Here is an 11,775-nt window from a genome sequence, read left to right as displayed (position 1 = left end):
GCCGACCTAGACTCGGGGCCATGACACCCCCCGGAGACGGCGCCGTCGAGCTGCACATGCTCGTCAAACGCTACGGCGCGGCGGTCGACGGGCGGCGGGCCGTGGACGGCCTGTCGCTCACCGCCGCCCGGGGCGCGGTCACGGCGCTGCTCGGGCCGAACGGCGCGGGCAAGACCACCACGATCGAGATCTGCGAGGGGTTCCGGCGGGCCGACTCCGGAACGGTCCGCGTCCTCGGTCTCGACCCCGTCGCCGACGCGCGGGAGCTGAAGCCCAGGGTCGGGGTGATGCCGCAGTCCGGGGGCGTGCCCGGCACGGCCCGCGCCGGCGAGTTCCTGCGGCTCGTGGCGTCCTTCCACACGACGCCGCTCGACCCGTCCGCCCTGCTGGAACGGCTCGGCCTCGCCGAGCATGCCCGCACCCCGTTCCGCCGCATGTCGGGCGGGCAGCAACAGCGGCTGTCGCTGGCCGTCGCCGTGGTCGGACGGCCGGAACTGGTCTTCCTCGACGAGCCCACCACCGGCCTCGACCCGCAGGCCAGGCACGCCACCTGGGAGCTGATCGAGGAACTGCGCGCAGCCGGGGTCTCGGTCGTGCTCACCACCCACAACATGGAGGAGGCCGAGCGCCTGTCCGACCATGTCGCGATCATCGACCGGGGCGCGCTGGTCGCCGAGGGCGCGCCCGAGGAGCTGACCGGCGCCGAGCGGCAGCTGCGCTTCCGCGCCCGTCCCGGCCTCGGCCTGGAGGAGCTGCTGGCGGCGCTGCCCGCCGGGAGCGCCGCCAAGGAGTCGCCCGCCGGGCACTACCTCATCGAGGCGGACGTGCGTCCGGAGCTGCTCGCCACCGTCACCGCCTGGTGCGCCTCGCACGGCGTCCTCACCGAGGACCTGCGGATCGAACGCCGCACGCTGGAGGACGTCTTCCTCGAACTGACCGGACGGGAGCTCCGCTCGTGACCGCGCCGCCGTCCACCCGGCTGGACCTGTCGCCCGCGCCGGGCGCCGTGCCACTGCCGCGGATGATCCTGTCGCAGACGGGCTACGAGGTCCGCGCCGTGCTGCGCAACGGCGAGCAGCTGCTCCTGACGTTGATCATTCCGGTGGTGCTGCTCGTCCTGTTCAGCGCCACGTCCCTGCTCGACCTCGGTCCCGGCCGCCGTGTCGACTTCCTCGCGCCCGGCGTCCTCGCGCTCGCGGTGATGTCCACGGCGTTCACCGGGCAGGCCATCGGAACGGGGTTCGAACGGCGCTACGGCGTCCTGAAGCGGCTCGGCGCCACACCGCTGCCGCGCGGCGGCCTGATCGCCGCCAAGACCCTCAGCGTCGTCGCCGTCGAGGCGGTGCAGGCCGCGGTGATCTGCGCGGTGGCGCTGGCGCTCGGCTGGCGCCCGGACGGCGATCCCGGCTCGGTGCTCGCCCTGCTGCTGCTCGGCACGGCGGCGTTCAGCGGGTTCGGGCTCCTCATGGCCGGGACGCTGCGCGCGGAGGCCACCCTCGCCGCCGCCAACCTCGTCTACGTCGTGCTGCTGGCCGTCGGCGGCGTCGTGTTCCCGCTGGACGAGTTCCCGGACGGGGTCCGCGGCGCCCTGGAGCTGCTGCCGATCTCGGCGCTGGCCGAGGGGCTGCGGGACGTCCTCCAAGACGGCGCGGCCCTGCCCGGCAAACCCCTCGTCGTCCTCGCGGCATGGGCCGCGGTGGGTCTCGTCCTGGCCGGGAGGTTCTTCAGGTGGGAGTGACGTCGGAGGTGATACATGGCGCTCGCTGAGGCGCCCGGGTCCTTCGAGGGCGCGTCGCGGGCGGCCGGTCGCCTCCGGGCGCTCTCGCTCGGCTCGGTGCCGCCGCCCGCGCTGATCCTGCTCGGCATCATCTCCGTGCAGGTCGGGGCGGGCATGGCCAAGCACCTGTTCGACCGGCTGCCGCCGAGCGGCGTCGTCACGATCCGGCTGCTGACCTCGGCGATCGTGCTGGGCTTCCTGGCCCGCAAGGCGCTGCGGACCGTGCTGCGCGACCATTCGCGCGCCAACCTCGCCATCGCCGCCGGCTTCGGGTTGGCGCTGGCGCTCATGAACTTCTCGATCTACCAGTCGTTCGCGCGGATCCCGCTGGGCGTGGCGGTCACGATCGAGTTCCTCGGCCCGTTGACGGTGTCGATCGTCGCGTCCCGCCGCGCCCGGGACGCGCTCTGGGTCGTCCTCGCCGGGGGCGGCGTCATCCTGCTCGCCCGGGGCGGCACCACCGACCTCGACCCGGTCGGGATCGCGTTCGCGCTGCTCGCCGGGGCGTGCTGGGCCGCCTACATCCTGCTCACCGCCGCGACCGGGCGGCGGTTCTCCGGCACCACCGGGCTGGCCCTCGCCAGCGTCGTCGGGTCGATCGCGGTGCTGCCGCTCGGGGTCGCGTCCGCCGGAACCGCCCTCGTCGACCCGTGGCTGCTGCTGATCGGGCTCGGGGTCGGGCTGCTGTCGTCGGTGATCCCCTACTCGCTGGAACTGGAGGCGCTGCGGCGGATGCCCGCCCGTGTCTTCGGGATCCTGATGAGCCTGGAACCGGCCGTGGCCGCGCTCGTCGGCGCCGCGCTGCTCGGGGAGATCCTCAGTGGACGGCAGTGGATCGCGATCTGCTGCGTCATCGTCGCCTGCGCGGGCGCCGCGCGGAGCCAGCAAGATCCGCCGGAGGCGCCCGAGGCGTGAGCGGTGTGGAAGGATCGGGACCAAAGGGAACGTCCAGCGGGAGAGGAGCCGCCGTGGTGGGCCGGAGCGAGGACCAGGGGATGCCGCCCGAGTTCTTCGAGGCGGGGTCGGCGTCGTTCGTCGACCTCCTGCGCGTCCACTCTCCCGACCTGCTGCCCGTCAACCGGTTCCCGGAGGGAGACGCGCCGGAACTGCCGCACGGCACCACCATCCTCGCGCTGACGTTCCCCGGCGGGCTGATGATGGCCGGCGACCGGCGCGCCACCCAGGGCAACCGCATCGCCTACCGGGAACTGGACAAGGTGCAGCGCGCGGACGAGTACTCCGCCGTCGCGTTCGCGGGGACGGTCGGTCTCGCGCTGGAGATGGTGCGGCTGTTCCAGGTGGAGCTGGAGCACTACGAGAAGATGGAGACCGTCCCGCTGTCGCTGCCGGGCAAGGCCCGGCGCCTCGGCGCCGTGATCCAGGCCAACCTGGCGCAGGCGTTGCAGGGCCTCGCGGTGGTGCCGCTGTTCGGCGGCTACGACCCCGACTCCGGCGAGGGACGGATCTACACCTACGACATCACCGGCGCCCCGCAGGAGGCCCGCGACTTCCACGCCGACGGCTCCGGCTCCCCGTACGCGCGAGGCTCGCTGAAGAAGCTGTACCGGCCCGACCTGTCGGTGGAGGACGCGGCGACGGTCTGCGTCCAGGCCCTGTACGACGCGGCCGACGACGACGCCGCCACCGGAGGCCCCGACCCGGCGCGGCGCATCTACCCGACGATCGCGACCGTCACCGAGGACGGCTACCGGCGTCTGCCGGAGGAGCAGGTGTCCGCGATCACCGACGAGGTCATGCGGGCCCGGATGGACGACCCGAACGGGCCCGTCGCGCCGCTGCGCTGACGTCGCTCCTCCCCCGCGTCCGGCCCCGCGTCCGGCCCCCGGGAACGTCACACCCGGCTCCTAGACTCGAAGGCATGGCACGGGCGAACGACGAGGCTGCGGCCCTCATCCAGGAACTGGCCGACCTGCTGTCCATCACCGGCGGCGACGCCTTCAAGATCAGGGCCTACGAGAAGGCGGCACGGGCGATCGCCGGGTATCCGGACGACATCTCCGGCCTCGACCTCGCCGGACTGCGCGCGATCCCCACCGTGGGCGAGGCGATCGCGAAGAAGGTCCTCGACTACACCACCACCGGCACGATCCGGCAGGTCGAGGAGCTGCGCACCCAGATCCCCGCCGGGGTGCGGGCGCTGACCGCCATCCCCACCCTCGGCCCGAAGAAGGCCCTCGCCGTCTACGAGGAGCTCGGCGTCTCCTCGGTGGACGAGCTGGCCACCGCCATCAAGGAAGGGCGCCTGCAAGGCCTCAAGGGGTTCGGCGCCCGGACCGAGGAGAACATCCTGCGCGGCATCGAGCTGATGCGCAGCTCCGGTGAGCGCGTCCTCGTCGACGCCGCCGCGAGCGTCGCCGACGAGGTCGTCGCCGCCCTGTCCGACCTGCCGCAGGTGGAGCGCTGCGCCCACGCCGGTTCCCTGCGCCGCATGCGCGAGACCATCGGCGACGTGGACGTCCTGGCGGCCTCCCGCGACCCGCACCCGATCATGGAGGCGTTCACGGCGCTGCCGTTCGTCGCGGAGGTCGTCGCGAGCGGCGACAAGAAGACCTCGATCCGCACCGCCAAGGGGCTCCAGGTCGACCTGCGGGTCGTCCCGCCCGAGTCGTGGGGCGCCGCGCTCCAGTACTTCACCGGGTCGCAGGCGCACAACATCCGCACCCGCGAGATCGCCGTGAAGGCGGGCCTGAAGCTGTCCGAGTACGGCCTGTTCGACGCCGGGTCGAACGAGCTGATCGTGTCCGCCACCGAGGAGGAGGTCTACGAGCGGCTCGGCCTGCCGTGGATCCACCCGACCCTCCGCGAGGACACCGGCGAGATCGAGGCGGCCCTCGCCGGCACGCTGCCCCGCCTCGTCACCGTCGAGGACCTGCGCGGCGACCTGCACAGCCATACCGACCTCACCGACGGGGTCGCGTCCCTGGAGGACATGGTCGCCGCCGCGCACGCCCGCGGCCTGGAGTACTACGCGATCACCGACCACGCGCCGAACCTCGTCATGCAGCGGATGACGGACGAGAAGATGCTCGCCCAGCGCGACCAGATCGCCGAGCTGCAGAAGAAGTACCGCGACCTGACGCTCCTGCACGGCACCGAACTCAACATCGACCCCGACGGCGGTGTCGACTGGGACGCCGACTTCCTGTCCGGCTTCGACGTGTGCGTGGCGTCCGTCCACTCCCACTTCACCCAGGACCGGGACGCCATGACCCGCCGGCTCGTCCGCGCCTGCGAGAACCCGCACGTCCATGTCATCGGGCACCCGACGGCGCGCAGCATCGGCCGCCGCCCGCCGGTCGACGCCGACTGGGACGAGGTGTTCCGCGCCGCCGCCCGCACCGCCACCGCCATGGAGATCGACTCGTTTCCCGACCGGCTCGACCTGCCCGCCGACCTGGTCCGCCGCGCCAAGCACCTCGGTGTGCGGTTCTCCGTCGACACCGACGCGCACTCGCTCGGCCACCACCGCAACATCCGCTACGGCGTCGGCACCGCCCAGCGCGGCTGGCTGACCCCCGACGACGTCATCAACACCTGGCCGCTGGACCGCCTCCGCGCGTTCCTGCGAGGCCAGACGAGCTGACAGGCCAGACGGGTCAGCCGATTCAACGGGCCGGGCGGGCCAGGCGGGCCAACGGGCCAGGCGGGCCAACGGGTCAGGCGGGCCAACGGGTCAGGCGGGTCATCGGGTCAGGCGGGTCATCGGGTCAGGCGGGTCATCGGGTCAGGCGGGTCATCGGGTCAGGCGGGCCAAGCGGGCCAAGCGGGCAAGCGGGCCAGCGGGCCAGCGGGCCAGCGGGCCAGGCGGGGCATCGGGGCAGGCGGGCCAAGGGGCCAAGCGGGTCAGGCGGGCAGGGGGCCAAGGGGCCAACGGGCCAAGCGGGTCAGGCGGGCCAACGGGCCAAGCGGGTCAGGCGGGCCAACGGGCCAAGCGGGCCAACGGGCCAAGCGGGCCAACGGGCCAAGCGGGCCAAGCGGGCCAAGCGGGCCAAGCGGGCCAAGCGGGCCAAGCGGGTCAGGCGGGCTGGGGCGACCCGGCCACCGGGGCCGCGGGCGCGGGGGCCGGCGCGACGGCCGGGACGGGACCCCGGTCGCGGAGCGCGAAGACGAGCCGGAACGCCGCGATCCACATCAGCACCGCGCCGAACATGTGGAGCAGCACCAGACCCTCCGGCACGCCCAGGAAGTACTGCACGTATCCGACGGCGCCCTGCGCGACGATGATGGCGGCCAGTTCGCCGCCGCGGCGGCGCGCGGCGGCCGGGGCGCTCGTCCGGTACAGGACGATCAGGGTGAGCACCGTCAGGGCGGTCGTGGCCCAGGCGAGCAGGCCGTGGACGCGGGCGACGTCGGTGATGTCGAAGCCGTAGCGGCGTGACTCGGCGTCCCCGGCGTGCGGGCCGGTGCCGGTGACGACGGTGCCCGCGACGAGGACGGCGGCGCACGCCACCACCAGCGCGGCGGCGAGCCGGCGCGTCCACGGCCCGGCGAGCGCCCGGGGCGGGGCGTCGCCCTCACCGGCGCGGACCCACAGGCCCACGCAGAACACCAGCAGCGCGGGCGACACCAGGAAGTGCAGCGACACGGCGGCGGGGTGCAGCTTCGTCAGGACGACGATGCCGCCGATGATCGCCTGCGCCACCACGCTCATCGGCTGCGCCAGCGCCCACCACACCAGCGACCGGCGGCGGGGACGCAGCCGCAGCGCCGCGACGAACACCAGCACGCCGATCCCGAGCACCACGAACGTGACCAGCCGGTTGCCGAACTCGATCGACATGTTGAGCACATGGTGCTCGGGGTTGTGGGTCGGGACGAGGCTGTCACCGGAGCAGCGCGGCCAGTCGGGGCAGCCGAGCCCGGACTTGGTGACGCGGACGGCGCCGCCGCTGACGACGATGGCCACGTTGCCGAGGACGCCGAGGAGCGCGAGGAGCCGCAGCGACCCGGGCGTCGGACGCCACACGGCGTTCCAGGCCCGGTTCAGAAGGTTGGAGGACGGTCGCTTCGCCACGGCCCCCATCGTATGGCCGGGTGCCGGTGACCCGGATCCGGCCCCCGGTCACGTCCCGTACGGGCCGGTCGGTCCCCCGGGCCCGCCGCCGGAACGCAGGAACCCGGACGGGCCCTGCCCCGCCCACGGCGGCCCGAGCGCGCCCGGACGCTGCGGCGCGCGCAGGAACGCCTGCCGGGCCAGCGACATCAGCGTGAGCAGGGAGTCGCGGCGGGCGACGAACCAGTGCTGGTCGGCCACGCCCCGGTCGGCGCGCTTGTGCAGCAGCGCCAGCTCCGTCGCGGCGAGCTGGTAGTCGGTCATGGCGCGGGCCGCGGTCCGCCCGCCGACGGTGCGGGCCCAGCGGCGGGCGATGCGCCGGGACGGCATCGACCGCAGCATCCGCACGTCCTGCGGTGTCACCAGGCCCGTCCCCGCGTACATCGGCAGGTACGCCTCGATGCGGCGGACGGTCCCGCGCCGCTCCACGACCACGACGACGATCAGGGCGACGAGGATGAGGAAGTCCAGCACGTACACGACGGCGAGGCCGCCGAGGCCGAGGGAGGCGCCGGCGTTCCACAGGCCGTGCAGGATCATCGCGCCGAGCAGCCCCGCCGCCGGCGCGGCGAACTGGCCGCGGCGGTGGGTGGCGGCGTAGGCGACGCCGAGCCCGGTCATCGAGGTGAACAGCGGGTGGCTGAGCGGCGCGATCAGCCCCCGGAGCACGAACACCGCCGTGAGCTGCTGCGCGCCGCCCTCGTCGTAGGCCCGCATGTAGTAGGTGACGTTCTCCAGCATGGCGAAGCCGAGGCCGACCATGGCGGCGTAGATGATCCCGTCGGCGAAGCCGTCGATCTCGTTGCGGCGAAACCACAGCATCCCGAACAGGACGGCGCCCTTCAGCGTCTCCTCGACGAGCGGCGCGCCGATCGTGGCGCTGACCAGGTGGCCCTCGGCCTCCCCGAACACCGGCACGGTCACGTACAGCAGCCCGGCCGTGTTGAGGACGATCGCGCCGAGCACCGCGATGCCCGCGCCCCACATGAAGGAGAACACCAGGGCGCGCGGCGGTTCCGGCTCCAGCCGGTCGAGGGTGAGCGCGAGGGCGACCAGCACCGGGATCGGGATGATGGCGAGCAGGAGCCCCACCCAGAAACCCGGCCCGCCGAACGCCGCGGTCACGCCGAGGGCGATCAGCACGCACACGCCCGAGACGGTCATCCCGAGGATCATGCCGATGGGGGGCCGGCCCGGAATCCGCCCTTCGAGCACCGCCCTGGGGTCCACGTGTGCCATGAGGCGAGCGTAACGGCCCGCCCCCGTAGGCGTTACGACAAGATCGGGTCGATGGCCACGGCGGTGAACAGCAACGCCAGGTAGACGTTGGACAGGTGGAAGAACCGCATCGGCCGCAGGTGGACACCCGTCACCCCGGCGCGCACCGCGCGCAGCAGCCGGTGCCCCTCGGCGAGGAACACCAGCCCGAGGGCGACGGCGACGGCGCCGTACACCGGGCCCATTCCGGCGACCGGCCACAGCAGCAGCGAGCACGCGACGGTGGCGTAGGTGTAGACGAGGCTCTCGGTGACGACGCGGCGTTCGGTGGCGACGACCGGGAGCATCGGGACCTTGGCGACCGCGTAGTCGTCGCGGTAGCGCATGGCGAGCGTCCACGTGTGCGGCGGCGTCCACAGGAACACGACGCCGAACAGGACGAGCGGCGTCCAGGCGACGCCTCCGGTCACCGCCGCCCAGCCGATCAGGACGGGCATGCACCCGGCGATGCCGCCCCACACGACGTTCTGCGACGTCCGCCGCTTGAGCAGCAGCGAGTACACGAAGACGTAGAACAGGATCGCGAACAGCGACCCGGCCGCGGCGACCGGGTTGACGGTGAGCAGGAACCCGGCGGTGGACACCGTCGCCAGCCCCACCCCGAAGATCAGCGCGCGGGCCGGGGTGACCTGGTGGCGGGCCAGCGGGCGGCGCCGCGTCCGGCGCATCTTGGCGTCGATGTCGCGGTCGATGTAGCAGTTGATCGCGTTGGCGGCGCCGGCGGACATCGTGCCGAACGCCAGCGTCAGCAGCACGGTGGACAGCGCGGGAACACCGCCGTCCGCCAGGAACATCACCGGAAGGGTGGTGATCAGCAGCAGCTCGATCACACGCGGCTTGGTCAGCGCGACGTAGGCGCGCACGCTCGCGCCGAACGACGGGCGGACGGCCGGGGCCGGGTCCGGGAGCGGCTCGGCGGTCGCCGGCACGAGCGGGGTCGGCGTCGCCACCGGCGCCCGGCCGTCGAGGTCGTCGAGCTCGACTCCGCGCTTGTTACTGAGCACCGTCACAATCGGGTCCACGTCCAACTAGGGGTGAGAAATCGCGTACCACCTCGGCGGCGCCCCCGCGTTCCCGGGCCGGCCTCGGCTGGATGCAACTTCCGGCTTCGTTCCTGCCGCGGCCGCTGTCGTCAACCGCGCAATCACTGTAGTGCGCCCCCTCCGGAGGTCGCGCACCGGGTCAGGGATCACCCGCCGGATCGTCCGCCGGGACGATTGACTCGCGGGCGTCCGGGCAAGGTCGCGATAGGCTCGCGAAAGGGCGCGGCATGATCCCCGGGGACCCCCGACGGGGCGGCCGCACGGGCCGGGAGGAAAGTGTCGGACCCCCGGAGAGAAGTGCCGGAACAAGGAAGAGGCGCCGCGCCGGCGAACGTTGTCGCCCCTGGACGACCCCGTGGGCGGCGGGTCGGGCGTGAACGCGGCGGCACAACATCACAGAGTGGATCTGTAACACCGGTTCGAGAGGAGCCTGGCGTTCCGTGAGCAGGAACAACAGCACGTTTGAATGGTCCGACCAGGACCGGCGGGCGGTCGACGTGGTCCGCGCCCTCGCCATGGACGCGGTCGAGGAGGCGGGGTCCGGCCACCCCGGAACGGCGATGAGCCTCGCGCCCGCCGCCTACCTCCTCTTCCAGCGGTTCCTCCGGCACGACCCGACCGACCCGCACTGGGCCGGCCGGGACAGATTCGTGTTGTCCTGCGGACACTCCAGCCTGACCCTCTACATCCAGCTGTACCTGTCGGGCTACCCGATGACGCTGGACGACCTGAAGGCGCTGCGCAAGTGGGGCAGCCTCACCCCGGGCCACCCCGAGGTCGGGCACACCGCCGGGGTGGAGACGACGACGGGCCCGCTCGGCCAGGGCATCGCGAACGCCGTCGGGATGGCGATGGCGGCGCGCCGCGAACGCGGCCTGTTCGACCCGGACGCGCCGGAGGGCGAGTCGCCGTTCGACCACACGATCTGGGCGTTCGCGTCCGACGGGGACATCCAGGAGGGCATCAGCCACGAGGCGAGCGCCCTCGCCGCCCACCAGCGGCTCGGCAACCTGGTCCTGCTGTACGACGACAACCACATCTCGATCGAGGACGACACCGCGATCGCGCTGTCGGAGGACGTCCGGGCCCGGTACGCCGCGTACGGGTGGGACGTCCACCACGTCGACTGGACGGAGAACGGCGACTACGAGGAGAACGTCGCCGCGCTCGCCGCCGCGTTCGAGGCCGCGAAGGCCGAGACGGCGCGTCCCTCCTTCATCGCGCTGCGGACCATCATCGGGTGGCCCGCGCCGAACAAGAAGAACACCGGCAAGATCCACGGTTCGGCGCTGGGCGAGGACGAGGTCGCCGCGACGAAGCGGATCCTCGGCATGGACCCGGCCGAGAGCTTCCACGTCCCCGAGGACGTCCTGGCGCACGCCCGCGCGGTGTCCGACCGGGGCCGCGCCGACCACGCCGAGTGGAACCGGGCGTTCGAGGCGTGGCGGGCGCGGAACCCCGAGCGGGCCGCCGAGTACGACCGGATCTCGACGCGCACGGCGCCGTCCGGGTGGGAGGCCGCGCTGCCGGAGTTCGAGCCCGGCAAGGACATCGCGACCCGCGCGGCGTCCGGGCAGATCCTCGCCGCGCTGGCGCCGGTGCTGCCGGAGCTGTGGGGCGGCTCCGCCGACCTGGCCGAGAGCAACAACACGACGATGAAGGGCGAGCCGTCGTTCGTCCCGGAGGAGTTCCAGACCAAGGAGTTCCCCGGGCACCGGTACGGCCGGACGCTGCACTTCGGTGTCCGCGAGCACGCGATGGCGGCGATCTGCAACGGCATCGCGCTGCACGGCGGAACGCGCCCCTACGGTGGCACGTTCCTGGTCTTCAGCGACTACATGCGTCCGGCGGTGCGGCTCGCGGCCCTGATGAAGCTGCCGGTGACGTTCGTGTGGACGCACGACTCGATCGGTCTCGGCGAGGACGGCCCGACGCACCAGCCGGTCGAGCACCTGTGGTCGCTGCGGGCGATTCCGGGGCTGGACGTGGTCCGTCCGGCCGACGCCAACGAGACGGCGGTCGCGTGGCGGACGATCCTCGGCCACACCGACCGTCCGGCGGGGCTCGCGCTGACCCGGCAGAAGCTGCCGACGCTCGACCGTGGCGGCGCGCTCGCGTCCGCGGAGGGCACCGCCAAGGGCGGCTACGTGCTCGCCGACGCCGACGGCGGGCGGCCCGACGTGATCCTCATCGCGACCGGCAGCGAGGTGCAGCTCGCGCTGGAGGCGCGGGACGCGCTCCAGGCGGAGGGCACGCCGACCCGGGTCGTGTCGATGCCGTGCGTGGAGTGGTTCGAGGCGCAGTCCGACGCCTACCGGCAGGAGGTGCTGCCGCCCGGCGTGCGCGCCCGCGTGTCCGTGGAGGCGGGGGTGGCGCTCGGCTGGCGCGCCTACATCGGCGACGCCGGCGAGGCGGTGAGCCTGGAGCACTTCGGCGCGTCCGCCGACTACAAGACGCTGTTCCTGCAGTTCGGCATCACCGCCGAGCGGATCGTCGCGGCGGCGAAGGCGAGCCTGATCAAGGCGTGCGTCAAGCACGCCGGACGCGGCGAGACGACCGGCAACTGAGCCCGGCGACCGAACCGGGCGTTGAGGAGGCAGGCA

Annotated in this window: 9 protein-coding genes; 6 read left to right on the top strand and 3 right to left on the bottom strand. The window is 73.2% G+C overall.

Annotated features, from left to right (window positions below):
- The first annotated feature begins 20 nt into the window (after window positions 1-20).
- From BZB76_RS19565 to polX, 5 genes are all read left to right on the top strand, one after another.
- A complete protein-coding gene (locus tag BZB76_RS19565) occupies window positions 21-959 on the top strand; it encodes an ABC transporter ATP-binding protein (protein WP_121435838.1) in 939 nt (312 codons plus the stop codon).
- 62 nt (window positions 960-1,021) lie between these two features.
- On the top strand, window positions 1,022-1,738 hold the full coding sequence (locus BZB76_RS19560) for an ABC transporter permease (protein WP_121436218.1): 717 nt from the start codon (window positions 1,022-1,024) through the stop codon (window positions 1,736-1,738).
- Window positions 1,739-1,753: 15 nt separating this feature from the next.
- Window positions 1,754-2,692: an EamA family transporter gene (locus BZB76_RS19555; RefSeq protein WP_121435837.1), complete on the top strand. Its 939-nt coding sequence runs from the start codon at window positions 1,754-1,756 to the stop codon at window positions 2,690-2,692.
- Window positions 2,693-2,772: 80 nt separating this feature from the next.
- Window positions 2,773-3,582, top strand: coding sequence for a proteasome subunit beta (gene prcB / locus BZB76_RS19550; RefSeq protein WP_121436217.1), 810 nt, complete (start codon window positions 2,773-2,775; stop codon window positions 3,580-3,582).
- A gap of 74 nt (window positions 3,583-3,656) precedes the next feature.
- Window positions 3,657-5,381 (top strand): DNA polymerase/3'-5' exonuclease PolX, encoded by a 1,725-nt coding sequence (polX, locus tag BZB76_RS19545; RefSeq protein ID WP_121435836.1) that lies wholly within the window; start codon window positions 3,657-3,659, stop codon window positions 5,379-5,381.
- A 432-nt stretch (window positions 5,382-5,813) separates the two neighbouring features.
- On the opposite strand, the gene BZB76_RS19535 is transcribed toward polX, so the two are convergent.
- Genes BZB76_RS19535 through BZB76_RS19525 form a run of 3 tightly spaced genes read right to left on the bottom strand, consistent with a single transcriptional unit; the run spans window position 5,814 to window position 9,139 of the window.
- Window positions 5,814-6,812 carry a COX15/CtaA family protein gene (locus tag BZB76_RS19535; protein WP_246007053.1) on the bottom strand — a complete coding sequence of 333 codons (999 nt, stop codon included), beginning with the start codon at window positions 6,810-6,812 and terminating at the stop codon, window positions 5,814-5,816.
- A 48-nt stretch (window positions 6,813-6,860) separates the two neighbouring features.
- A complete protein-coding gene (locus BZB76_RS19530; protein WP_121435834.1) occupies window positions 6,861-8,090 on the bottom strand; it encodes a PrsW family intramembrane metalloprotease in 1,230 nt (409 codons plus the stop codon).
- Window positions 8,091-8,122: 32 nt separating this feature from the next.
- On the bottom strand, window positions 8,123-9,139 hold the full coding sequence (locus BZB76_RS19525) for a heme o synthase (protein ID WP_211343079.1): 1,017 nt from the start codon (window positions 9,137-9,139) through the stop codon (window positions 8,123-8,125).
- A gap of 473 nt (window positions 9,140-9,612) precedes the next feature.
- Between BZB76_RS19525 and tkt the strand changes: the two genes are divergently transcribed.
- Entirely contained in the window at window positions 9,613-11,739 is a 2,127-nt protein-coding gene (gene tkt, locus BZB76_RS19520; RefSeq protein ID WP_121435833.1) for a transketolase, read from the top strand.
- The last annotated feature ends 36 nt before the right edge of the window (window positions 11,740-11,775 follow it).

This window comes from Actinomadura pelletieri DSM 43383 (genome assembly GCF_003634705.1).
GTDB lineage: Bacteria > Actinomycetota > Actinomycetes > Streptosporangiales > Streptosporangiaceae > Spirillospora > Spirillospora pelletieri.
This window is presented reverse-complemented; position numbering and strand designations above follow the sequence as displayed.

What these genes read in the sequence shown, in the direction of transcription:
- BZB76_RS19565 (WP_121435838.1), top strand. Translation starts at nt 21, where the DNA reads ATGACACCCCCCGGAGACGGCGCCGTCGAGCTGCACATGCTCGTCAAA.
- BZB76_RS19560 (WP_121436218.1), top strand. Translation starts at nt 1,022, where the DNA reads ATGATCCTGTCGCAGACGGGCTACGAGGTCCGCGCCGTGCTGCGCAAC.
- BZB76_RS19555 (WP_121435837.1), top strand. Translation starts at nt 1,754, where the DNA reads ATGGCGCTCGCTGAGGCGCCCGGGTCCTTCGAGGGCGCGTCGCGGGCG.
- prcB (WP_121436217.1), top strand. Translation starts at nt 2,773, where the DNA reads ATGCCGCCCGAGTTCTTCGAGGCGGGGTCGGCGTCGTTCGTCGACCTC.
- polX (WP_121435836.1), top strand. Translation starts at nt 3,657, where the DNA reads ATGGCACGGGCGAACGACGAGGCTGCGGCCCTCATCCAGGAACTGGCC.
- BZB76_RS19530 (WP_121435834.1), bottom strand. Translation starts at nt 8,090, where the DNA reads ATGGCACACGTGGACCCCAGGGCGGTGCTCGAAGGGCGGATTCCGGGC.